The following is a 22115-nucleotide window of genomic DNA, read 5'->3' on the forward strand; positions in this document are numbered from 1 at the left end:
GGCTTCGGCGGCGGGTTCCGCTTCCGGTTCCTTCACGGCGTCCGGGGTCGTACGCGCCACGGCTTCCGAGCGGGTGGGAACACCGGCCGACCTCGACGGCACCAGTTCTTCGGTACGCGGACGGGGCTCGTCCGGGAGGTCGGCGGGGGTGCCGGAAGCCGTTCCGCTTTCCGCCGCACCCGTCCTGGCGTCGCGCCGGGCGAGGACCCGCAGGAGAAGGGGGCGTACGGCCTCGCCCACGAACAGCGCCAGCGTCAGGTAGAGCAGACAGGCCAGCCAGAGGAAGCCCGGCCAGGCCAGCACCTGCTGGAGCCAGAAGGGGGCGCCCACCCGGCCGGACGTCATGGCGCCGACACTCAGCAGGGGCAGGACGAAGGCCGCGACGGTGCCCGCCCGGCGCAGCGGGCTGCCCGGCGCCGTCGTGTCACCGACGAAGCGGCGCCACAGATACCGGTGCACGGCGCCGAGCAGCGCCAGCACCACGAGCCCCACCAGAGCGAAGACCACTGCTGCCATCCGAGCTTCCCCATGTTCCCGTCGTCATGCGCGGTCGTCGCGCAAAGCCCGGACTCCGCGCAACCCGATCACGCCGACCGCCGTCCCCAGAGACAAGGACGTGATGGCGAGCAGCAGGTGCACCCAGAAGTACCCGGTCGGTTCGCCCGCGTCGTCGAAGGCGAGCCCGCTGCCGTCCTGCCACAGGTTCTTGACGAAAGTGATCCAGATGAACCAGCTCCACACCCCGAACGCGAGCAGGAACCAGGACACGCGGCGGCTGAGCTTCATGGGTCCAGTATCGCCGCCGCCTCCCGGCCCCCTCCCCCGGGGTGGCGTCCGAACGGGGCCGTCCCGGCGTTCCCTGCGGCGGGTCAGCCGGTCCGGGTCCGCATCCACATCTTCGCCCTGTACGTTTCCGACCGTGCCTGCTCTGAAAAAGATCGCCATCACGGTCACCACCGCCGCCTTGTTGTCCGGTTTCGTCCTGAGTCCCGCCGTTGCGGCCGACAAGGACAAGAGCGACGACAAACAGCCCAAGCCGCCGAGCACGATGTCGAGCCTCGGCGGGGAGCAGCTCGGCAAGGCCGGCACCCAGGTCAATCTGGGCGCGGGGGCGCCGGTGCTGCCCAAGGAGCTGACCGGTCGGTCCTGGATCGTCGCGGACGCGGAGAACGGGGACGTTCTGGCGGCGCACAACTCGCACTGGCGGCTGCCGCCCGCCTCCACGCTGAAGATGCTCTTCGCGGACACCGTCCTGCCCGCGCTCCAGCCCACCACCCTGACCCACAAGGTGACGGAGAGCGAGCTGTCCGGGGTCGGCGAGGGCAGCAGTCTGGTCGGGATCAAGGAGGACCACACCTACACGGTCCACGACCTGTGGCTCGGGGTGTTCCTGCGGTCGGGCAACGACGCGGTGCACGTCCTGTCGGAGATGTACGGCGGCGTCCCGAAGACGGTGGACGCGATGCAGAAGCACGCCGAGGAGCTCCAGGCCCTGGACACGCGGGTGGTCTCGCCGGACGGCTACGACGCCCCGAACCAGGTCTCCAGCGCCTACGACCTGACCCTGATCGCCCGCAGCGGACTCCAGAAGAAGGACTTCCGCGAGTACGCGGCGACCGCGTCGGCCGACTTCCCCGGCGAGGAGAAGAAGGGGAAGAAGCGCGACGCCTTCGAGATCCAGAACACCAACCGGCTGATCACCGGGGACATCGGCGTGGACCCGTACCAGGGCATCGCGGGCGTCAAGAACGGCTACACCACCCACGCGGGCAACACCTTCACCGGCGTCGCCGAGCGCAACGGCAAGGTTCTGCTGGTCACGGTCATGAACCCGTCGGCGGAGGAGAGCCACGCCGTCTACAAGGAGGCCGCCCACCTGCTCGACTGGGGCTTCGCCGCGAGCGGCAAGGTGACGCCGGTCGGCGAGCTGGTGCCGCCGAAGTCCGTCGACACCGGCACCGGCACCGCGACCGGCGGCAAGGGCGCGGCGCCCGCCGCCGGAGCCGACCAGGGTTCGGGGGGCCAGGAGGAGGCCACGCATGCGTCGGCCGCCTCGGACGGTTCCAGCGGGGTAGGGATCGCCCTGGCGATCATCGGCGGTCTGCTGGTGTTCCTGGCCGGCGGGGTGTTCCTCGTCAACCGCCGCTGGCCGCTGACCGGCCTGGCCCGCCGCACCCCGCCCAGGGCCGACCCGGCCGACCCGGCCGACCCGGCCGACCCGGTCGAGCAGGCCGAACCCGCCGAGCCCACCGAGCAGGCCGAACCCGCCGACCAGGGCGAGCCCGCCGACCAGGCCGAGCCGGCCGCCTCTGCCGCCCCGAGCGCACCGGCTGCCCCGGGCGCTCCGAGCGCACCGACCGACAAGTCCTAGACACGGGTGGAGCCGCCGGGCCCCGTGGCGGCTCCACCCGGTCCGGGGCCGTCCGCGCCGGACACGTCCTCGCCGGGGCCGTCCGCGCCGGGATCCTGTCCGGTCTCCGCGCGGACCTCCTCGTCCTTGCTGCCGGTCGCCGTCCAGGCGGCGCAGAACAGCAGCAGCTTCGCGGTGAAGTTGATCCACAGGAGCAGCGCGATCGGCACGCCGAAGGCGCCGTACATGCTCTTGCCGGCGACCTCCCGCATGTAGCTGCCGAGCAGCAGCTTGAGCAGTTCGAAACCGACCGCCCCGAGCAGGGCCGCGACCACCAGCCGCCGCCGGGGCGGCTCCACCCCGGGCAGCAGCGTCAGCAGGTAGAGCAGCAGCAGGAAGTCGGCGACGACCGCGACCGCCAGGGCGGCCACCCGCAGCAGGATGCCGCCGGCCCCGTCCTCGGGGATGCCGATCAGGTCGGCGGTCCAGCCGACCGCCGTCGAGCCGATCGTGGAGACCGCCAGGGTGGCAAGCGCCGCGCCGCCGAGGCCGACCAGCAGCACGGCGTCCTTCACCTTGGCGACGACGGGGTTGGCCTCCTGGACGTCGTCCAGCTCCCAGACCGCGCGCAGGCACTCCCGCATCGAGCCGACCCAGCCGACACCGGTGAACAGCAGCAGCGCACCGGCCACGAGGCCGACCGTGCCCGCGTTGGCGATCAGCCCGTCGATGCCCAGCTGGTCGGAGATGCCCGGCACCTGGTCGGCGAGCTTGTCCTTGATGGTGTCGACCTGCTTGTCGCTCAGCAGGGCGGCGGCGACGGCCGCGCCGACCGCGATCAGCGGGAAGAGGGCCAGGAAGCTGATGAAGGTGATCGCCGCCGCGAGCCTGGCCCAGTGGACCCGGTCCAGCCGCTCGTAGGAACGCCACGCGTGCGTTTCCATCAGCCGGGCGACCAGGGGCCCGATCACCGGGAGTTTCTTGAGCCAGTCCATGACGTCACGCGTACCCTCCTGGGCCCGGAACATCGACGGCCCGCCCCGGACTCTCCCGGACACGTCCGGCTCAACTCCGCCAGGCTCCGCTGACACTCGCTCCATCACCCGTTCCGGTGAGCGAATTCACCAATGCCGCGAAGGGGATTTCCCGGACGATACGGTCACCCTCATGTCCGTCGACACGGTGTCCTTGACCGGCTGGGGCCGTACCGCCCCGACGACCGCCGTGCGGTTCCGCCCCCGCACCCATGAGGAGGCGGCCGCCGTCGTCCGGGGGCGCGGGCCCCGGGGCGTCATCGCGCGCGGGCTGGGGCGGTCGCCCGGGGACGCGGCGCAGAACGCGGGCGGCTCGGTGCTCGACCTGACGGGCCTCGCCCGGGTCGGCGGTGTCGACACCGCCGCCGGCGTGGTGCGCTGCGACGCGGGGGTGAGCCTGGAGCGGCTGCTGCGGTTGCTGCTGCCGCTCGGCTGGCTCCCGCCGGTGGTGCCCGGGACCGGCAGGGTGACGGTCGGCGGGGCGATCGGCTCCGATCTGTCCGGCCTCGACCACCGCCGCTCGGGCTCGTTCGCGCGGCACGTGAGCGCCCTGGAGCTGCTCACCGCCGACGGCGAGGTGCGTACGGTGCTGCCGGGCACCGCCCTCTTCGACGCGACCGCCGGGGGCCTGGGGCTGACCGGGGTGATCCTGGGCGCCACCCTGCGCCTCCGGCGCGTGACGACCGGGCTGATGTCCGTCTCCACCGAGCGCGTCGGGGACCTGGACGATCTGCTGGCCCGCTTCACCGCGGGCGGCGACCGGCTGCCGTACGCCTCCGCCTGGATCGACCTGATGGCCCGGGGCCGGGCCACCGGACGCGGGATCCTCACCCGGGGGGAGCACGCGACCCCTGATATGCGCCCGGCGCACGCGGGGCGCATTCCGCTCTTCTCGCATTCCGGAGCGGCCCGGGGACGGTTCCGGCTCCCCGGCTTCCCGCCGGTGCCGGGCGGGCTGCTGGGCCCGGCCTCGGCCGCGCTGTACAACGAGGTCCGCTACCGGGGCGCACCCCGCGCGCGGACCGGTGGGCTCCGGCCGGTCCCGGCCTTCTTCCACGCGGCGGACGCCTTCCCGGACGCGAACCTGCTGTACGGCCGGGGCGGCCTGGTGCGCTACCGGTTCACCGTCGGGTACGGCCAGGAGGAGACCCTGCACCGGGTCGTGCGGCGGATCGCGGCGCGGCGGAGCCCCGCCGTGCGGGCCGTGCTCCAGCGGTTCGGGGCGGCGGACCCCGGCGGGCTGTCGTTCGCCGCGCCGGGCTGGTCCCTGGCCCTGGATCTGCCCGCGGCCCTGCCCGGCCTGGCCCGTTTCCTCGACGACGTCGACGAGGAGGTGGCCGCCGCCGGGGGCCGGGTCTGCCTGGCCAAGGACTCCCGGATGCGGCCGGAGACGGCGGCCGCGATGTACCCGGGGCTGGCGGACTTCCGGGAGCTGCGGGCGCGGCTGGACCCGACGGGGGCTTTCCGCTCCGACCTGTCGCGCCGGCTCGGGCTGTAGGGCCCCACCGCTGCCTGTGTTTCTCCCCCACACCCCTCTGACCAGGAGATTTCCGTGAAGGATGCCTTCGGCGCCCCGCAGTCCCTGCTCGTCCTCGGCGGCACCTCCGAGATCGCCCTGGCCACCGCGCGCCGGCTGATCGCCCTGCGCACCCGCCGGGTCTGGCTGGCCGGGCGCCCCTCCCCCGCCCTGGAGTCGGCCGCCGCCGGGCTGCGCGGCCGGGGGGCGGACGTGCGGACCGTCGGCTTCGACGCGCTGGACCCCGCCTCCCACGAGGTCGTCCTCGGCAAGGTCTTCGCGGAGGGCGACATCGACGTGGTGCTGATGGCGTTCGGGGTCCTCGGCGACCAGGCGCGGGACGAGGAGGAGCCGATGGCCGCGGTCCGGGTCGCCCAGACCAACTACACGGGGGCGGTCTCCGCCGGGCTGGTGTGCGCCGGCGCACTGCAGGCGCAGGGGCACGGTTCGCTGGTGGTGCTGTCCTCGGTGGCTGGGGAGCGCGCCCGGCGCGCGGACTTCATCTACGGCTCCAGCAAGGCGGGCCTCGACGCGTTCGCGCAGGGGCTCGGCGACGCGCTCCAGGGGACCGGGGTGCAGGTGATGGTCGTCCGCCCCGGCTTCGTCCGGACCCGGGCCACGGCGGGGCGGCCGGAGCAGCCGTTCGCGACCGGCCCGGAGGAGGTCGCGGAGGCGATCGTCACGGGGCTGCGGCGGCGCTCGGAGAGCGTGTGGGTGCCCGGTTCGCTCCGGGTGGTGATGGCGGCGCTGCGACACGTCCCGCGCCCGTTGTTCCGCCGGCTGCCGGTCTAGGCCCTCTCGTTCGGATCATGCCGGGCTCGCGGGGTCCGGCCTGATCCGAACGAAAGGCCCTCGGGCCCGTCTGGGACAGGCCCGAGGGCCTACGGCTCCGGCTGCTCAGGGCCGCAGCGACGGGGCGTCGATCGTGTAGCCGCCCTGGGCCGGGACGGCGGGCGTGCCGCCGCCCGCTCCGAACGGGAAGTCCCGGAGCTTGCGCCAGACGGCGTCCGGGCCCTGCTCGTACAGCGCGAAGGATCCGCAGGTCCAGGCGGCCTCGTAGTCGGCGAGCTCCTCGTAGGCCCGGTCCATGGCCTCCTCGGCGATGCCGTGGGCCACGGTGACGTGCGGGTGGTACGGGAACTGGAGCTCGCGCACCAGGGGCCCCGAGGCGTCCCGCACCCGCTTCTGGAGCCAGGAGCAGGCCGAGCCGCCCGCGGATACCTGGACGAAGACGACCGGCGACAGCGGGCGGAAGGTGCCGGTGCCGGACAGCCGCATCGGGAACGGCCGGCCGGCCGCGGCGATCCGTTCGAGGTGCGCCTCGATCGCCGGCAGGTCGGCCGACTGCGCCTCGGTCGGCGGGAGCAGCGTGACGTGGGTGGGAATGCCGGAGGCGGCAGGGTCCCCGAAGCTCGCGCGGCGCTCCTGGAGCAGGCTGCCGTAGGGCTCCGGGACCGCGATCGAAACGCCGAGCGTTACGGTCCCCACGTCGTTCTCCTCCACCGTCGATGGTCGATTTTCGGTCATGTCGCGTGGGCCGGGTTTCCGGCCCACGCGTTCCGTCGCCGCAAGTGTGACCCCTGCGGCCATGATCTCGCCAGGGTCCTTGGACTCAGTGCTTCGCGGGCAGGAAGCCCATCCGGTCGTACGTCTGTGCCAGGGTCTCCGCGGCGACGGCCCTGGCCTTCTCCGCTCCCTTGGCCAGGATGGCATCCAGCGTCTCCGGGTCGTCCAGATACTGCTGGGTGCGGGCCCGGAAAGGAGTGACGAATTCCACCATGGCCTCGGCCAGGTCCGTCTTCAGCGCACCGTAGCCCTTGCCCTCGTAACTCCGTTCCAGGTCCTCGACGGGGCTGCCGGAGAGGGTGGAGAGGATCGTGAGCAGGTTGCTGACGCCCGGCTTCTTCTCGGCGTCGAAGCGGATCACCGTGTCGGTGTCGGTGACCGCGCTCTTCACCTTCTTCGCGGTGACCTTCGGGTCGTCGAGGAGGTTGATGAGGCCCTTCGGCGTGGAGGCCGACTTGCTCATCTTCACCGCCGGGTCCTGGAGGTCGAAGATCTTCGCCGTCTCCTTGAGGATGTACGGCGCGGGGACGGTGAACGTCTGTCCGTACCGGCCGTTGAACCGCTCGGCGAGGTCGCGGGTCAGCTCGATGTGCTGGCGCTGGTCCTCACCCACCGGGACCTGGTTCGCCTGGTAGAGCAGGATGTCCGCGACCTGGAGCACCGGGTAGGTGAAGAGGCCGACGGTGGCCCGGTCGGCGCCCTGCTTGGCGGACTTGTCCTTGAACTGCGTCATCCGGGAGGCCTCGCCGAAGCCGGTGAGGCAGTTCATCACCCAGCCGAGCTGGGCGTGCTCGGGCACGTGGCTCTGGACGAAGAGCGTGCAGCGCTCCGGGTCCACACCGGCCGCCAGCAGCTGCGCCACGGCGAGGCGGGTGTTGGCCCGCAGCTCGGCGGGGTCCTGCGGGATCGTGATCGCGTGCAGGTCCACGACCATGTAGAAGGCGTCGTGGCTCTCCTGCAGCGCCACCCACTGGCGCACCGCGCCCAGGTAGTTGCCGAGGTGGAACGAGCCTGCGGTGGGCTGGATCCCGGAGAGCACGCGCGGACGGGCGGCCGCACCGGTGCGGCCCGTCTGCGGCTGGTCGGTGGGGAGGTCAGAGGCCATGACTTCATTGTCTCAGGTACGGGGGCGATCTCCGGCAGCCGGTGCGGGGCGGAAGGCGCGTACGGGCCCCGGGCCCGGAGCGCGGGAGCACACGCCTGAGACGAACCGCGCATTTCGGCCGCCCGGCGTGCGACGGCGGGCGCGCCGGGCGATACAGGTTTCCCGGCGCGGGTTCCGACCGACGATACAAAGTGGGCACCACCCCCGCCCACGCCGCACGACGAACGGAGATCCCGTGTCGATCACGGAAACTGCCATCGCCTCCGCCGAGGCGCACAGCGCGCACAACTACCACCCGTTGCCGATCGTCGTGGCCTCGGCGGAGGGCGCCTGGATGACCGATGTCGAGGGCCGCCGGTACCTCGATCTGCTCGCCGGATATTCGGCACTCAATTTCGGCCATGGCAACCGTCGGCTCATCGACGCGGCCAAGACCCAGCTGGAACGGGTGACGCTGACGTCCCGGGCCTTCCACCACGACCGGTTCGCCGACTTCTGTACGGAGCTGGCGGCGCTGTGCGGCATGGAGACGGTGCTGCCGATGAACACCGGTGCGGAGGCCGTGGAGACCGCGGTGAAGACCGCCCGCAAGTGGGGCTACCGGGTCAAGGGCGTACCGGACGGCATGGCGAAGATCATCGTGGCCTCGGACAACTTCCACGGCCGCACGACCACGATCGTCAGCTTCTCCACCGACCCGGAGGCGCGGGCCGACTTCGGCCCGTACACCCCCGGCTTCGAGATCGTCCCGTACGGGGACCTCACCGCGATGCGGGAGGCGATGACCGAGAACACCGTGGCGGTGCTGATCGAGCCGATCCAGGGCGAGGCCGGGGTGCTGGTGCCGCCGGCCGGCTATCTCCCCGGCGTACGGGAGCTGACCCGTGAGCGGAACGTGCTGTTCGTCGCGGACGAGATCCAGTCGGGGCTGGGGCGTACCGGGAAGACGTTCGCGCTGGAGCACGAGGGCGTGGTCCCGGACATGTACCTGTTGGGGAAGGCGCTCGGCGGCGGGGTGGTCCCGGTGTCGGCGGTCGTCTCCTCGGCGGACGTCCTCGGCGTGTTCCGGCCCGGCGAGCACGGCTCCACGTTCGGCGGGAACCCGCTGGCCTGCGCGGTGGCGCTGGAGGTGATCACGATGCTGCGGACCGGCGAGTACCAGCAGCGGGCGGCCGAGCTGGGCGACCATCTGCACCGCGAGCTGGGCCTGTTGACGGGCGGCGGCGCGGTGGAGGCGGTGCGCGGCCGGGGTCTGTGGGCGGGAGTCGACATCGCTCCGGCGCTGGGCACCGGCCGGGAGATCTCCGAGCGGCTGATGGAGCTGGGGGTGCTGGTGAAGGACACCCACGGCTCCACGATCCGGATCGCCCCGCCGCTGGTGATCAGCAAGGAGGACCTGGACTGGGGCCTGGACCGGCTGCGGTCGGTACTGAACGCCTGAGCGCCTGAGATCCAGGGGCCGGGCCGGGCCCCGGAATCTCAGAGGATGACGTGGGGCAGGAAGCGGGCGTACTCGTCCGTGACCGGCCCCGCCGACTCCCGGATGCCGAGCCCCGCCGCCTCGTCCTCGACGACCCACGCGCCGAGCACCACCCGGTTGCCGTCGAAGTCGGGCAGCGGGGCCACCTCCTGGTAGCAGCACGGCTCGTCGCGCGTCACGGGCGGCGAGCCGGGGCCGTGCAGCTCGACGCCGGCGCCCTCGCGGCCGAGCAGCGGCTTGGACACGTATCCGGCCCCGCCCGGTCCGGCCAGCTCACGCGGGCCGTCGAGGTAGGCGGGCAGCAGGTTGGGGTGGCCGGGGTACAGCTCCCAGAGAATCGCGAGCAGCGCCTTGTTGGAGAGAAGCATCTTCCAGGCGGGCTCGATCCAGCAGGTGGTGCCGGAGCCGCCGCCGTTGTCGAGGGTGTCCAGCACCTGCGGGCCGAAGCGGTCGGTGGCCAGCCACTCCCAGGGGTAGAGCTTGAAGCAGCTGCGGATGAAACGCAGCCGTTCGTCGACGAACCGGCCCGACAGCCGGTCCCAGCCGATCTCCTCGACGGACAGCGCCTCGGTGTCGAGCCCGGCCTGCTGGGCCGTCTCGCGCAGGTACGCGACCGTCATCAGGTCCTCGCCCAGCTCGTCGCCGTCGGAGTGGACGAAGTGCAGCGGCCCGGGCGGCAGCAGGGGCGCCTGCCGCTTCCAGGCGTCGACCAGCCTCTCGTGCAGGGAGTTCCACTGGTCGGCCCCGGGGAACCGGTCCTCCATCCAGAACCACTGCGCGCTCGCGGCCTCCACCAGCGAGGTGGGGGTGTCGGCGTTGTACTCCAGCATCTTCGCCGGGCCGCTCCCGTCGTAACGCAGGTCGAACCGCCCGTACACGGACGGCAGTTCGGCGCGGCGGCGCCAGGACTCGGCGACCAGTGCGGCGAGGCGGGGGTCGGTGATGCCGAGGTCGGCGAAGCGGTCCTGCTCCACGATGTGGGCGGCGGCGGCCAGGCACATCGTGTGCAGTTCCTCGACGACTTCCTCCAGCGCCTCCACCTCGGGCAGCGAGAAGACGTAGTAGGCGCTCTCGTCCCAGTACGGGCGCAGCGAGTCGTCCGGGTAGCGGGTGAGCGGGTAGACGACGCCCTGCGCCTCGACGGTCTCCTGCCAGCCGGGGCGCGGCTCGATCGTGCGGCGTTCCACGGTGGTCAGCCGCCGCCGGAGCCGGAGCAGCCGAAGCCGCCGCGGTCGACCGCCGACTTGTCGAAGCTGCCGCCCTGGACCTTGCCGCTGTCGCTCTTGCCGCCGTAGTAGTACGACCCGTTGCCGCCGCTGCGGCACTCGGAGCTCGGCAGGGTCTTCTGCGTCGTGCGGTCGGCGCAGCGCCGGTCCGGCTCCGAGCCGCAGGACGTGATCGTCAGGGCGAGCAGCCCCATGCCGCCGAGCACGACCGTGCTCGACCTGAGCCTTCGTGTGGACATGTTCGGTTCTCCCCCGTGGTACGCGATCGGGTCCGGCGTCCCTTTTCCGCCACCGGACCTCTTGTCAGATTAGTGGGAGGAGTGGCTTGTTCGGAACCTGGCGCTCAGGGGAGCACCCGGCACAGGGCGTCGAGTGCGCCCGCCCAGGCGCTCTCCGACGGCGAGCCGTAGCCGATCACCAGGGCATCGCGGGCGGCCGGGGCGGCCGGGTGCCGGTAGCGCGCGAGGCCGTCCAGTGCCAGGCCCTGGAACGCCGCCGCCTGGATCACCGAACGCTCGGCGCCCGGCGGGAGTTCGAGGACGGCGTGCAGCCCGGCCGCGATGCCGCTGACCTCGATGCCCGGCGCGCGCTCGGCGAGCGCCGCGACGAGCTGGTCGCGGCGGCGGCGGTAGCGCAGCCGCATGGAGCGCACATGCCGGTCGTACGCCCCCGAGGAGATGAACTCCGCGAGCGTCAGCTGGTCGGGCGAGCCGGACATCCAGTCGGACACGCCCTTCGCCGCCACCACCTCCCCCACCAGGCCCGGGGGCAGCACCATCCAGCCGAGGCGCAGCCCCGGTGCCAGCGACTTGCTGGCGGTGCCGAGATAGACGACCCGCTCCGGGTCGAGGCCCTGGAGCGCCCCCACCGGCTGCCGGTCGTACCGGAACTCCCCGTCGTAGTCGTCCTCCAGGATCAGCCCGCCGGTGGACCGGGCCCAGTCGACGGCGGCGGCCCGCCGGTCCGGGTGCAGCGGTACGCCGGTGGGGAACTGGTGCGCCGGGGTCAGCAGGACCGCGCCCGCGCCGCGCAGCGCGGCCAGTTCGCCGGTCCGGGACCCGTGCTCGTCCAGGGGCAGGCACGGGGTGCGCAGCCCGGCGTCGGTGAGGAGGTCCGTATGGAGGTCGAGGTGGTACGACTCGACGGCGATCTCCCGGACCCGGCGCTGCCGCAGCACCCGGCCCAGCAGCGTCAGCCCGTGCGCGAAGCCGGAGCAGATCACGATGCGCTCCGGGTCGGCGTGGACCCCGCGCGCCCGCGCCAGGTACTCGGCCAGCACGGTGCGCAGTTCGACGCGGCCGTGCGGATCGCCGTAGCCGAAGGCCTCGTCGGGCGCGGCGGTGAGCGCCTTGCGGGCGGCCCTGAGCCAGGCGGTGCGCGGAAAGGCGGAGAGATCCGGCGAGCCGGGCTTCAGGTTGTACCCGGCCTTGGGCCGCACCGGCCGGGACCGGGCCGCCGCGGGGTCGGTCCGGCGTGGTGCGGACCGCTGGGCGACCCGGGTCCCCGAGCCCTGGCGGGCGGTGAGCCAGCCCTCGGCGACCAGCTCGGCGTAGGCGTCGGCGACCGTGTTGCGGGCGACGCCCAGGTCGGCGGCGAGCACCCGGGAGGACGGCAGCCGGGTGCCGGGGGCCAGGCGGCCGGTGCGCACCGCCGCCCGCAGCGCCTCCATCAGCCCGCTGCGGAGCCCCTGGCCGACCGGTTCCAGATGCAGGTCCGCGCCGAAAGTGGCCCAGGAATCCGTCATGCCAATGGACCATACCGGGGTGCCATAGGGGCCGTAGCGTCGTCCTCATGACCTCGACACACGAGCACCACCACGCCCCGGCCGGCCTCTCCCCCGAGGAGCCGCCCCGGATCTCCGTCTCCCAGCTCCTCCCGGACGTCTACAAGGCGATGGTCCGGCTCGACATCGCCGCCCGCAAAGGCCTGGACCCCGTCCTGGTCGAGCTGGTGAAGATCCGGGCCTCGCAGCTCAACCAGTGCGCGTTCTGCCTGGACATGCACAGCAAGGACGCGCTCGCGGCGGGCGAGTCCGTCGAGCGGATCGTCCAGCTCAGCGCCTGGAGGGAGTCGCGGCACTTCTACACCCCGAAGGAGCTCGCGGCGCTCGCCCTGACCGAGGCGGTCACCGTCCTGACCGACGACTTCGTCCCGGACGAGGTGTACGCCGAGGCGGCCAAGCACTTCGAGGAGACCGAGCTGGCCCAGCTGATCGCCGCCATCACCGTGATCAACGCCTGGAACCGCTTCGGCGTGTCCGGGCGGCTGACCCCGGGCCACTACACGCCGGGCGACTTCAAGAACTGATCACTCCCGGCCGGTCCCGTCCCTGCCGATCCCGTCCCGGCCGGTCGCTCCCGCCGGAAGGGCCCGTCAGAACGGGCTGTCGTACGGGTCGAAGTGGGTCACGGCGATATCGAGGACCTCCTCGTGGTCGGCCGACTCCCGCCGGGCGGGAGACGCGGAAGCGCCCCCGGCGGCCTGTGCTGCCGGGGGCGCTTCCGCGTGGTGCGGGTGCGGGTCTCAGATGAGGCCGAGCTCGCGGACCGCGTCGCGCTCCTCGGTGAGCTCCTTGACCGACGCGTCGATGCGCGTGCGGGAGAACTCGTTGATGTCCAGGCCCTGGACGATCTCGTACTTTCCGTCCTTCGTGGTGACCGGGAAGGAGGAGATGATGCCCTCGGGGACGCCGTAGGAGCCGTCCGACGGGATGCCCATCGAGGTCCAGTCGCCGGCGGCGGTGCCGTTGACCCAGGTGTGCACGTGGTCGATGGCGGCGTTGGCGGCCGAGGCGGCCGAGGACGCGCCACGGGCCTCGATGATCGCGGCGCCGCGCTTGGCGACGGTCGGGATGAAGGTGTCGGCCAGCCACACCTCGTCGTTGACGGTCTCGGCGGCGTTCTTGCCGGCGATCTCCGCGTGGAAGATGTCCGGGTACTGGGTGGCCGAGTGGTTGCCCCAGATCGTCAGCTTCTTGATGTCGGAGACGGCGGCACCGGTCTTGGCGGCCAGCTGCGAGATCGCGCGGTTGTGGTCCAGACGGGTCATCGCGGTGAAGCGCTCCGCCGGTACGTCCGGAGCGGCGGCCTGCGCGATGAGCGCGTTGGTGTTGGCCGGGTTGCCGACGACGAGGACCTTGATGTCGTCCGCGGCGTTGTCGTTGATGGCCTTGCCCTGCGGCTTGAAGATGCCGCCGTTGGCGGCGAGCAGGTCACCGCGCTCCATGCCCTTGGTACGCGGGCGGGCGCCGACGAGCAGGGCGACGTTCGCACCGGCGAAGCCGACGTTCGGGTCGTCGGTGATCTCGATGTTGCGCAGCAGCGGGAAGGCGCAGTCGTCGAGCTCCATCGCGGTGCCCTCGGCGGCCTTGAGGCCCTGCGGGATCTCCAGGAGGCGCAGGTTGACCGGCACGTCCGGGCCGAGCAGGTGGCCGGAGGCGATGCGGAAGAGCAGCGCGTAGCCGATCTGGCCGGCTGCGCCGGTCACGGTGACATTCACGGGAGTGCGGGTCATGGCGGTCTCCGTTTAGACAGCTGGCGGTGGGGGTCCCGGCCCCTGGTGCCGGACCCTGGTGCTGGACACCCTCCCCGCCCCGACGAATCTTGACGTGAAGAGATATCCAGCGGTCAGGCTATCGGACCCGGCCCGGCCGGGCCGCCCGCCCCCCTGTGGCACCGCACACAACCGGTCACGCACCGCACCCGCGGGCCACGGGGCTCCCGGCTTCCGCCGCCCCGGCCGCCCGCCGTCACTCGCCCGGGTCGGTGCACCCCTTCGTGCCGGAGGTGAGCGTCGCGCAGGCCTTCGCGTCGGCCGCCTTCTTCACCGCGACCATCGGGGTGTACGCGTCGGTGTCCCCCATGACCTCGCCGTTCTGCGCTCCCTCGCCCGCGGTGATCCGCACGGTGTCGCCGATGGCCGCCTCGGTGAGCCGGGCCCAGGAGGCGGAGCAGACCTCGCTGTAGCGGACCTCGATCTTGCTGCCGCCGACCACGGCGCCGGCCACCGTACGGGCGAACTCCCCGCCGCAGCCCATCGCCTCGGGGTCCTTCCCGGCGCACTCCGCGCCGCTGCACTCGACGCCCACGGGCAGCTCCGGGGCGGCCTTGGTGGGAGCCACCGACGGGGTGGGGGTCGCCTTGGCCGCGTCGTCGCCCGGTGCGAGCATCACCGCGCCGACCACGACGATCAGGGCGCCGACGGCCCCGACGGCGAGCATGGGGCCCTTCCTGCGGCCTCCGGGGGTCCTGCCCGGCCGGGTGCCGCGCATGTCCCGGCCGGAGCCGGAGCCGGAGCCGCGGCTGGTGTCGGCCGCCGTGTTCCGCTCCGGCAGCTGCCCGCCCCGGTCCGGCCCGCCGTCGTACGGTCGGTCCTGGTGGCGGGCGGGGGGCGGTGCGGTGCCGCGCTGGGTGGGGACGATGAGTTGGCGCGTGTCGTCGTCGGCGGGCCCGTGGGCCCCGCCGCCGTACGGGTCCTTGCCGTAGGCGTCGCGGGGCGGGGCGTCCGTGCCGGCCGGGCCCGCGGCGGCGGGAACCCGCGCGCCGGACGCGCTGTGGCGGCCGCCCGCGGGGGCCCGGCCGGACCGGCCGCCCGCCGGAGCGCCGGGAGCCGTCGTGCCGAGCTCGCCGAGCGCGGCACGGGCCTGCGTGATCCGGATGGCCTCCATCGTCATGTCGTGGCGCATCTCGGCCCGGCTCCAGGCCCGCTCCGCCAGCTCCCACATGGTCGTGAGGTGGTGCTGCGGGGTACCCGTGACCTCGGCGAGGGCCACGACGGCTCCGCGCGGGGCGAGCAGCCGCCCGTTGAGATACCGCTCCCAGGACGTCTTGCTGTAACCCGTGCGGTCGGCCACCGCGTTGATGTTCAGCCCGCTGCGGTCGACGAGCCTGCGCAGCTGGCTGGCGAACTCCCTGATCTGCGGGTCGAGCTCTTCGGGCAGTGCCTTCCAACGAGGCATCGCGTTCCCCCCTCTTGTCCCCCGGACGTCATTGCTGTGCCCCGCTACGGCCGGTCCCCCGGTCCGCGCATCCCCCGGTCCGTCCGATCCGGTCCGGTCCGGACCGTCAGCTGGACTACCCACGAGGATGCGCGGAACCAGGGGGTCAGTTCCTGACGAGGAGGCGCACGGGAGCATTCGGGACGGGGTGCGTGTTCTCACGCGCCCCGAACTCCGCGCCGGCCACTGCTCCGCCTGCTCCGTGCCGCTCTGTGCGCCGTGCCAGTCTGCCATCGTTGCGCGGCGATCACACCGTGCCGGAATGGTCACTTCCGTGCCACAGGCCACAGTGAGCGCTTGTTCCGGTCTTTCATGTCCATGACGCTGGAGTCAGGACGGGGCAAGGCCGCCCATCTCGCCGCATACCGGGGCCTCCTGCCCGGTTGTCCCGTTCCGCCGTGGTGTCCGTCCCTCCTCGGGGGTGGGGACGGGCACCACGGACCTGACCGGGACGGGACGCCCGTCGGCGGAATCGGGACGGAGGCCCGCTAGCGGATCGTGAAGCGGACCGCGTCCTCCAGGATCGGGACGTCGAGCCACGGCGCGGGCTGTGCGACCAGCGCGAGCAGCACGATCAGCGTGCCCATCAGCCCGTACGTGACCAGGTCGGTGAAGCGGGAACGTACCGCCAGCATCCCGACCGAGGGCACCACCCAGCGCAGCACGGCACCGGCGATCAGCGCGCCGCCGATCAGGATCGTGCCGATGCGGAACGCCTGCTCGAACGGGTCGAGCACCACGATCAGCAGTCCGAGGCCCGCCGCGCAGAGCACGGTGAGCAGCGGCCACTGCCGGGCCGGGGCGGGCGCGTCGCCGGACGCCGCCCTGCCACCGCCCTCGGGCCGGGCGGTGTCCCGGGTGAACCGCGGGAACCGCCGCGACCGGCGGGGCCGCCCGTCGGCCGCGGCCCCGCCCTTGCCCGTGTCCTCGCCCTTGCCCGTGGCCCCGCCCTGGCCCGATACCGGGGCCTCGTCCGTGTCCGTGGGCAGGGACGGGGCGGTGTCCGTGCCCGGGGCCGTGGCGTCCGCGACCGGGTCCGGTCCGGCGGACCCGGTGGACCCGTCCCGCTCGTCCCGCCCGTCCGGTTCGCGCGGCTCGTCCGCCGCCCGGCCGGTGGGGGCGGGGTCGGCCGGACTCGTACCAGCACCCATGGGGTTCCCTCCGGATCCGGCCGTCAGCCCGTTGCCGCGGCGTCGGCGGCCTCGGCGGCGGCCCGCTCGGCGGCCTCGACCACGTTGACCAGCAGCTGCGCACGGGTCATCGGGCCGACGCCCCCGGGGTTCGGAGCGACCCAGGCGGCCACCTCACGGACCCCCGGGTGCACATCGCCGACGATCTTGCCGTCCGCGTCCCGGCTGACGCCGACGTCGAGCACGGCCGCGCCCGGCTTCACGTCCTCGGGCTTGATCAGGTGCTGCACCCCGGCGGCGGCGACGATGATGTCGGCCTGCCGCAGGTGGGAGGAGAGGTCCCGGGTGCCGGTGTGGCACTGGGTCACCGTGGCGTTCTCCGACTTGCGGGTCAGCAGCAGCGGGATCGACCGGCCGATGGTGACACCGCGTCCGACGACCACGACATGCGCCCCGTTGATCTCCACGCCGTGCGCGCGCAGCAGCTGGACGACGCCCTGCGGGGTGCAGGGCAGCGGACCGGTCTCGTTGAGGACGAGGCGGCCGAGGCTCATCGGGTGCAGCCCGTCGGCGTCCTTCTCCGGGTCCATCAGCTCCAGGATCCGGTTGGTGTCGATGCCCTTGGGCAGCGGCAGCTGGACGATGTAGCCGGTGCACTCGGGGTTGGCGTTGAGCTCCCGGACGACGTCCTCGATCTCCTCCTGCGTGGCGGTGTCGGGAAGTTCGCGCTGGATGGAGCCGATGCCGACCTGGGCGCAGTCACGGTGCTTGCCGTTGACGTACCACCGGCTGCCCGGGTCGTCCCCGACGAGCAGGGTTCCGAGGCCGGGAGTGATCCCCTGGGCCTTGAGGGCCGCCACACGGACGGTCAGATCGGATTTGATCGCGGCAGCGGTGGCCTTGCCATCGAGAATCTGGGCAGTCATGCGCCCATCCTCGCGGATGACCCCGCCCGCATACCAATTGCCGGTGCCGACCCCGTACCGGACATTGCACTTGCACAACGTCAGGGGCCCCGGACTGGACAAACAAGGGTCCCGCTCATAACGATGAAGGCCGCGGTTGTACGGGGGGCGGGCCGCTGATCGATGTCCTTCCTCCGTGTGGCCATCTCGTCCCCACACGTCTGTTGAAGGAACACCCCTTATGAGCTTCGGCGACCCGAACAACCCGTACGGGCAGCAGCCCGGCCAGCCGCCCCAGGGCCCGCCGCAGGGACAGCCCGGTTACGGCTACCCGCAGCAGGCTCCGCAGGGTGTCCCGCCGCAGGGCTACGGCTACCCGCAGCAGCAGCCCGGCCAGCCGTACGGGGCCTACCCGCAGCAGCCGGGTTACGGCGGCCAGCAGCCCGGCTACGGCGGCGGCATGCCGGAACTGGCCCACTGGGGTCTGCGCGCGGGCGGGCTGATCATCGACGGCCTCGTCGTCGGTGTCCCCTACCTCCTCCTCGGCGGCATAGGTGGCGCCATGGGCGACTCCGGGGGTGCGATCTTCGCCCTGCTCGGCTTCGTGGCGCTGGTCGGTCTGACCATCTGGCAGATGTACCAGGAGGGCACCACCGGCCAGACGATCGGCAAGAAGGCCGTGGGCATCCGCCTGCTGCGCGAGGCCGACGGCCGTCCGCTGGGCTTCGGCATGGCCTTCGTGCGCCGCCTGGCCCACTTCCTGGACAGCATCGCCTGCTACATCGGCTGGCTGTGGCCGCTCTGGGACGAGAAGAAGCAGACGTTCGCGGACAAGGTCTGCTCGTCCGTGGTCGTCAAGGCCAACTGACGCTCCTTCCGGACATGCGCGAGGGCCGCACCCGTTTCATGGGTGCGGCCCTCGCGCATGTCCGGAAGGGTCCGTGTCAGTCCCTGTGTACGCCCGGGATCTCCGCCGGCTCCGGGGACGTGCGCTCCATCACCACGAAACTGCCGCCCCGGTGCTTGAGCCGGTAGGACGCCTCGGGGTGCAGCTGCTGGGCGTACGCCACCGGGTCCTGGATCGGACGGGACCAGCCGAAGTCCAGGTTGATGGCGACGATGTCGGGTGCGGTGCCCGGGGCTCCGCCGACCCAGTAGACGGTGCGGTCGGAGGTGAGGTGGGCCATCAGCGTGATGTCCGTCTCGACCCGCGCCCCGGCCGGGATGGCGTCGAGCGCCGCCCGGGCCGCCTGGCTGCGGGCGTCGTCGGTGCGGTAGGTCTCCGGGCGCAGCAGGTCGCGCAGCGGCAGGTGCTGGGTCATCGCGACGGCGATCGCGGCGGCGACGGGCACAGCGACCTTCGCGTACGAGGCGAGCCAGGGCCGGTGCGAGTCACGGCTGCGGCGGACGCCGTCGGCCAGTGCGAGGAAGAGCACCGGCATGAGGATCGCGCTGTAGTGCCAGACCATGCCCCAGTGGTTGCTGTCCTGCGAGAGGAGCCGCCAGCCGAGCGTGGGGACGATCAGCAGCGTCAGCGGTGAACGCAGCGCCATGAACGCGGTGATGCCGATCAGGAAGACCAGCATCTCGATCTTGACGGAGGAGTTGAGAACGCCGAGGACGGAGTCCAGCATCGAGACGTCCTGCTCACCGTTCTTGTCGATCTTCTGCCAGTAGTCGTAGGTGCCCGCGCTGCTGGCCGCCGGGATGAGGACCATGAGCGTGACGACGAAGGCGGCGACCCCGAAGGCGGCGAGCAGCGCGCCCTGGAGGCGGCGGCCGTACACGAAGAGCAGGAAGCCGACGACCGCCACCGTGGCGCCCAGGTCCTCCTTGACCAGGACCAGGGGGAGCGACCACAGGAGCGCGGCCGTGTACCGCTTGAGGAGCAGGGCCCGGCAGACGAGGGCGAGCAGGGGCACGGCGAACGCGATCTCGTGGAAGTCGGCCTTCACCGCTTCCTGGATGCCCCAGGAGAGTCCGTACGCGACGGTGACGCAGAGCCCGGAGCGCCCGCCGAGGAGCTGCTGGGTGGTGCGGCCGACGATGACCGCTCCCAGCGCGAACAGCGCGGCCTGCGCGAACAGCAGGCACTCGGCCGACGGCCAGAGCCAGTACAGCGGGGCCAGCAGCGCCACGATCGGGGAGAAGTGGTCGCCGAGGATCAGATAGCCGGGGCCCTTGATGTCGACGACCGGGGCGTCGAACCCGGCGTAGGCCCGGACCTCCTGCTCGAAGATCCCCAGGTCCCAGGAGGGTGAGCCGAAGCGGCTGTACTGGAAGTACGCGTAGAGGAAGTAGAGCGCGCACAGGATCGCGCCGGCGACGAGGTACGGGCGCAGGGGTACGCGTTCGGCGGCGGCGTCGTCGCCCGTACGCGGCGCGTCGCCGGCCGGACGGGCGTCCGGCCCCGGGCCCTGGGCGGGCAGGCGTCCCGGTCCGGACCGGTCCGTTCCACTCTTGTTCAGCTCAAGCACGGTGACTGCCCCCGCTAGGGATTTCCACGGCCGTTCATTAGAACAGAGCCGCGAGCCGATTCCTTACGACGGACACGGCCGAGGCCGCACCCGTGTCGGGGTGCGGCCTCGGGCCGGGTCGGTGAACCGGAGGAAGAGGTCCGGGTCAGTGGAAGAAGTGGCGCGTGCCCGTGAAGTACATGGTCACGCCGGCCTTCTTCGCGGCCTCGATCACCAGCTCGTCGCGGACGGACCCGCCGGGTTGGGCGACGGCCTTGACGCCGGCGGCCGTGAGGATCTCCAGGCCGTCGGGGAACGGGAAGAAGGCGTCGGACGCGGCGTACGAACCGGCTGCCCGCTCCGCGCCCGCCCGCTCGACGGCGAGCTTCGCGGAGTCGACCCGGTTGACCTGGCCCATGCCGACGCCGACCGAGGCGCCGTCCTTGGCGAGGAGGATCGCGTTGGACTTGACGGCGCGGCTCGCCTTCCAGGCGAAGGCCAGCTCCTTCAGCTCGGCCTCGGAGAGCGCGTCGCCGGTGGCGAGCGTCCAGTTGGCCGGGTCGTCGCCGTCGGCCTGGAGGCGGTCGGCGACCTGGAGCAGCGCGCCGCCGTCGATCGGCTTCACCTCGAACGCGGCGGTCGGGGCCTCGGGAGCGCGCAGCACCCGGATGTTCTTCTTGCGGGCCAGCACCTCGACGGCGCCGTCCTCGAAGGCCGGGGCGACGATGACCTCGGTGAAGATCTCCGCGACCTGCTCGGCCATCTCGACGGTCACCGGGCGGTTGACGGCGATGACGCCGCCGAACGCGGAGAGCGGGTCGCAGGCGTGCGCGTTGCGGTGCGCGGTGGCCACGTCGTCGGCGATGGCGATGCCGCACGGGTTGGCGTGCTTGATGATCGCGACGCACGGCTCGGCGTGGTCGTAGGCGGCGCGGCGGGCGGCGTCGGTGTCCGTGTAGTTGTTGTAGGACATCTCCTTGCCGTGCAGCTGCTCGGCCTCGGCGAGACCGCCGTCGCCGGAGGTGTAGAGCGCGGCGGGCTGGTGCGGGTTCTCGCCGTAGCGCAGGACGTTCTTGCGCGTGTAGGTGTCGCCGAGGAACTCGGGGAGGCCCGAGGCGTCCGCGGCCGCGTAGTCGTCCGCGAACCAGGAGGCGACGGCGACGTCGTAGGCGGCGGTGTGCTGGAAGGCCTCGCCGGCGAGCCGCGCGCGGGCGGTCAGGTCGAAGCCGCCGGACCTGACGGCGGCGAGGACGTCGGCGTACCGCTCGGGGCTGGTGACGACGGCGACCGAGGGGTGGTTCTTGGCGGCGGCGCGGACCATCGAGGGGCCGCCGATGTCGATCTGCTCGACGCACTCGTCGTCGGAGGCGCCCGAGGCGACGGTCTCCTTGAACGGGTAGAGGTTCACCACGACCAGGTCGAAGGGCTCGACGCCGAGCTCGGCGAGCTGCTCGCGGTGGGAGTCGAGACGCAGATCGGCGAGGATGCCGGCGTGGACGCGGGGGTGCAGCGTCTTGACGCGGCCGTCCAGGCACTCGGGGAAGCCGGTGAGCTCCTCGACCTTGGTGACCGGCACTCCGGCGGCGGCGATCCTCCCGGCGGTGGAGCCGGTGGAGACGAGCTCGACGCCCGCCTCGTGCAGACCGCGGGCGAGGTCTTCGAGCCCCGTCTTGTCGTAGACACTGACCAGGGCGCGGCGGATGGGCTTATTCACCGACATGACCGAGATGAACCTTTCGTCCCTCAATGCGATAGCCGTCACGGGCGATCCGCCCCACGGCCTCGACGAGCAGCGAGCGCTCGACTTCCTTGATGCGTTCGTGAAGGGCGGCTTCGCCCTCCGGGGTGTCCTCCTCGGTCACCTCGACCACGCCCTGCGCGATGATCGGACCGGTGTCGACGCCGTCGTCGACGAAGTGGACGGTGCAGCCCGTGACCTTGACGCCGTACGCGAGTGCGTCACGCACTCCGTGGGCGCCGGGGAAACCGGGCAGCAGGGCGGGATGGGTGTTGACGGTCCGGCCGCCGAACGCGGCGAGGAACGCCGGACCGACGATCTTCATGAAACCGGCGGACACGACGAGGTCCGGGCGGTGCGCGGCGACCTGCGCGGCGAGCGCGTCGTCCCACTCGGCGCGGGTCGCGTGGTCCTTGAGCTTGCACACGAACGTGGGGATTCCGGCCCGCTCCGCACGCTCCACGCCACCGGTCCCGCCGCGGTCCGCACCGACGGCGACGATCCGCGCCCCGTACGCCTCCGGGTCGTCGCCGATGGCGTCGAGCAGTGCCTGGAGATTCGTACCGGATCCGGAGACCAGCACGACCAGCCGGGCAGGAGGGGCGGAGGGGGG

20 protein-coding genes and 1 pseudogene are annotated in these 22115 nt (G+C 72.5%); 6 read left to right on the forward strand and 15 right to left on the reverse strand.

The window, feature by feature from the left end; translation table 11 throughout:
- A pseudogene (locus HET64_RS20380) lies at positions 1 to 516 on the reverse strand (metallophosphoesterase); the annotation flags it as partial.
- 24 nt (positions 517 to 540) lie between these two features.
- Entirely contained in the window at positions 541 to 786 is a 246-nt protein-coding gene (locus HET64_RS39160) for an SCO4848 family membrane protein (protein WP_228922465.1), read from the reverse strand.
- Positions 787 to 919: 133 nt separating this feature from the next.
- Between HET64_RS39160 and HET64_RS20385 the strand changes: the two genes are divergently transcribed.
- On the forward strand, positions 920 to 2371 hold the full coding sequence (locus HET64_RS20385; RefSeq protein WP_308370237.1) for a D-alanyl-D-alanine carboxypeptidase: 1452 nt from the start codon (positions 920 to 922) through the stop codon (positions 2369 to 2371).
- On the opposite strand, the gene HET64_RS20390 is transcribed toward HET64_RS20385, so the two are convergent.
- Entirely contained in the window at positions 2368 to 3345 is a 978-nt protein-coding gene (locus HET64_RS20390; RefSeq protein WP_215107633.1) for a YihY/virulence factor BrkB family protein, read from the reverse strand. The genes HET64_RS20385 and HET64_RS20390 overlap by 4 nt on opposite strands.
- Positions 3346 to 3517: 172 nt before the next feature.
- On the opposite strand from HET64_RS20390, the gene HET64_RS20395 reads away from it, so the two are divergent.
- Together HET64_RS20395 and HET64_RS20400 are read left to right on the forward strand one after the other, a co-directional pair.
- Positions 3518 to 4882, forward strand: coding sequence for an FAD-binding oxidoreductase (locus HET64_RS20395; RefSeq protein ID WP_215107635.1), 1365 nt, complete (start codon positions 3518 to 3520; stop codon positions 4880 to 4882).
- A 54-nt stretch (positions 4883 to 4936) separates the two neighbouring features.
- Positions 4937 to 5692 (forward strand): decaprenylphospho-beta-D-erythro-pentofuranosid-2-ulose 2-reductase, encoded by a 756-nt coding sequence (locus HET64_RS20400; protein WP_215107637.1) that lies wholly within the window; start codon positions 4937 to 4939, stop codon positions 5690 to 5692.
- Between the two features lie 105 nt (positions 5693 to 5797).
- Here the strand turns inward: HET64_RS20400 and HET64_RS20405 are convergent, their stop codons facing one another.
- Positions 5798 to 6388, reverse strand: coding sequence for a 2'-5' RNA ligase family protein (locus HET64_RS20405; protein WP_215107639.1), 591 nt, complete (start codon positions 6386 to 6388; stop codon positions 5798 to 5800).
- A 124-nt stretch (positions 6389 to 6512) separates the two neighbouring features.
- Complete coding sequence (trpS, locus tag HET64_RS20410; protein ID WP_215107661.1) at positions 6513 to 7505, reverse strand: tryptophan--tRNA ligase; 993 nt, start codon at positions 7503 to 7505, stop codon at positions 6513 to 6515.
- 301 nt (positions 7506 to 7806) lie between these two features.
- Between trpS and rocD the strand changes: the two genes are divergently transcribed.
- Positions 7807 to 9012, forward strand: a complete 1206-nt coding sequence (gene rocD / locus HET64_RS20415) for an ornithine--oxo-acid transaminase (RefSeq protein ID WP_215107642.1) — start codon at positions 7807 to 7809, stop codon at positions 9010 to 9012.
- 38 nt (positions 9013 to 9050) lie between these two features.
- Here the strand turns inward: rocD and HET64_RS20420 are convergent, their stop codons facing one another.
- The 3 genes from HET64_RS20420 to HET64_RS20430 form a co-directional block, all read right to left on the reverse strand.
- Positions 9051 to 10238 carry a glutathionylspermidine synthase family protein gene (locus HET64_RS20420; protein ID WP_215107644.1) on the reverse strand — a complete coding sequence of 396 codons (1188 nt, stop codon included), beginning with the start codon at positions 10236 to 10238 and terminating at the stop codon, positions 9051 to 9053.
- 5 nt (positions 10239 to 10243) lie between these two features.
- Positions 10244 to 10516, reverse strand: a complete 273-nt coding sequence (locus tag HET64_RS20425) for a hypothetical protein (RefSeq protein ID WP_215107646.1) — start codon at positions 10514 to 10516, stop codon at positions 10244 to 10246.
- Positions 10517 to 10620: 104 nt separating this feature from the next.
- Positions 10621 to 12021: a PLP-dependent aminotransferase family protein gene (locus HET64_RS20430; RefSeq protein ID WP_215107648.1), complete on the reverse strand. Its 1401-nt coding sequence runs from the start codon at positions 12019 to 12021 to the stop codon at positions 10621 to 10623.
- Between the two features lie 47 nt (positions 12022 to 12068).
- Here HET64_RS20430 and HET64_RS20435 point away from each other — a divergent pair, with 47 nt between their 5' ends.
- Positions 12069 to 12584, forward strand: a complete 516-nt coding sequence (locus tag HET64_RS20435; protein WP_215107650.1) for a carboxymuconolactone decarboxylase family protein — start codon at positions 12069 to 12071, stop codon at positions 12582 to 12584.
- A 216-nt stretch (positions 12585 to 12800) separates the two neighbouring features.
- Here the strand turns inward: HET64_RS20435 and HET64_RS20440 are convergent, their stop codons facing one another.
- From HET64_RS20440 to HET64_RS20455, 4 genes are all read right to left on the reverse strand, one after another.
- Positions 12801 to 13790 (reverse strand): malate dehydrogenase, encoded by a 990-nt coding sequence (locus HET64_RS20440; RefSeq protein ID WP_215107652.1) that lies wholly within the window; start codon positions 13788 to 13790, stop codon positions 12801 to 12803.
- A 235-nt stretch (positions 13791 to 14025) separates the two neighbouring features.
- On the reverse strand, positions 14026 to 15234 hold the full coding sequence (locus HET64_RS20445) for an XRE family transcriptional regulator (protein ID WP_215107654.1): 1209 nt from the start codon (positions 15232 to 15234) through the stop codon (positions 14026 to 14028).
- A gap of 527 nt (positions 15235 to 15761) precedes the next feature.
- Positions 15762 to 16424: a DUF3017 domain-containing protein gene (locus HET64_RS20450; RefSeq protein WP_215107656.1), complete on the reverse strand. Its 663-nt coding sequence runs from the start codon at positions 16422 to 16424 to the stop codon at positions 15762 to 15764.
- Between the two features lie 23 nt (positions 16425 to 16447).
- The gene (locus tag HET64_RS20455; protein ID WP_215107657.1) at positions 16448 to 17329 is read right to left on the reverse strand and encodes a bifunctional methylenetetrahydrofolate dehydrogenase/methenyltetrahydrofolate cyclohydrolase; all 882 of its coding nucleotides are present in this window, start codon (positions 17327 to 17329) and stop codon (positions 16448 to 16450) included.
- Between the two features lie 220 nt (positions 17330 to 17549).
- On the opposite strand from HET64_RS20455, the gene HET64_RS20460 reads away from it, so the two are divergent.
- Positions 17550 to 18176 (forward strand): RDD family protein, encoded by a 627-nt coding sequence (locus HET64_RS20460; RefSeq protein ID WP_215107658.1) that lies wholly within the window; start codon positions 17550 to 17552, stop codon positions 18174 to 18176.
- Between the two features lie 76 nt (positions 18177 to 18252).
- On the opposite strand, the gene HET64_RS20465 is transcribed toward HET64_RS20460, so the two are convergent.
- From HET64_RS20465 to purN, 3 genes are all read right to left on the reverse strand, one after another.
- Complete coding sequence (locus tag HET64_RS20465; RefSeq protein ID WP_215107659.1) at positions 18253 to 19785, reverse strand: DUF2079 domain-containing protein; 1533 nt, start codon at positions 19783 to 19785, stop codon at positions 18253 to 18255.
- Between the two features lie 145 nt (positions 19786 to 19930).
- Positions 19931 to 21484, reverse strand: a complete 1554-nt coding sequence (gene purH, locus HET64_RS20470; protein ID WP_215107660.1) for a bifunctional phosphoribosylaminoimidazolecarboxamide formyltransferase/IMP cyclohydrolase — start codon at positions 21482 to 21484, stop codon at positions 19931 to 19933.
- Positions 21471 to 22115, reverse strand: a 645-nt coding sequence (gene purN / locus HET64_RS20475) for a phosphoribosylglycinamide formyltransferase (protein ID WP_251145606.1), incomplete at its 5' end; no start/stop codon positions are given. The genes purH and purN, both read right to left, overlap by 14 nt.

Source organism: Streptomyces sp. McG3 (assembly GCF_018619185.1).
Taxonomy (GTDB): Bacteria; Actinomycetota; Actinomycetes; order Streptomycetales; family Streptomycetaceae; genus Streptomyces.

Excerpts from the sequence above, each read along its gene's own strand:
- HET64_RS39160 (WP_228922465.1), bottom strand. The coding sequence starts at position 786 with ATGAAGCTCAGCCGCCGCGTGTCCTGGTTCCTGCTCGCGTTCGGGGTG.
- HET64_RS20390 (WP_215107633.1), bottom strand. The coding sequence starts at position 3,345 with ATGGACTGGCTCAAGAAACTCCCGGTGATCGGGCCCCTGGTCGCCCGG.
- HET64_RS20395 (WP_215107635.1), top strand. The coding sequence starts at position 3,518 with ATGTCCGTCGACACGGTGTCCTTGACCGGCTGGGGCCGTACCGCCCCG.
- HET64_RS20425 (WP_215107646.1), bottom strand. The coding sequence starts at position 10,516 with ATGTCCACACGAAGGCTCAGGTCGAGCACGGTCGTGCTCGGCGGCATG.
- HET64_RS20430 (WP_215107648.1), bottom strand. The coding sequence starts at position 12,021 with ATGACGGATTCCTGGGCCACTTTCGGCGCGGACCTGCATCTGGAACCG.
- HET64_RS20435 (WP_215107650.1), top strand. The coding sequence starts at position 12,069 with ATGACCTCGACACACGAGCACCACCACGCCCCGGCCGGCCTCTCCCCC.
- HET64_RS20440 (WP_215107652.1), bottom strand. The coding sequence starts at position 13,790 with ATGACCCGCACTCCCGTGAATGTCACCGTGACCGGCGCAGCCGGCCAG.
- HET64_RS20445 (WP_215107654.1), bottom strand. The coding sequence starts at position 15,234 with ATGCCTCGTTGGAAGGCACTGCCCGAAGAGCTCGACCCGCAGATCAGG.
- HET64_RS20450 (WP_215107656.1), bottom strand. The coding sequence starts at position 16,424 with ATGGGTGCTGGTACGAGTCCGGCCGACCCCGCCCCCACCGGCCGGGCG.
- HET64_RS20455 (WP_215107657.1), bottom strand. The coding sequence starts at position 17,329 with ATGACTGCCCAGATTCTCGATGGCAAGGCCACCGCTGCCGCGATCAAA.
- HET64_RS20460 (WP_215107658.1), top strand. The coding sequence starts at position 17,550 with ATGAGCTTCGGCGACCCGAACAACCCGTACGGGCAGCAGCCCGGCCAG.
- purH (WP_215107660.1), bottom strand. The coding sequence starts at position 21,484 with ATGTCGGTGAATAAGCCCATCCGCCGCGCCCTGGTCAGTGTCTACGAC.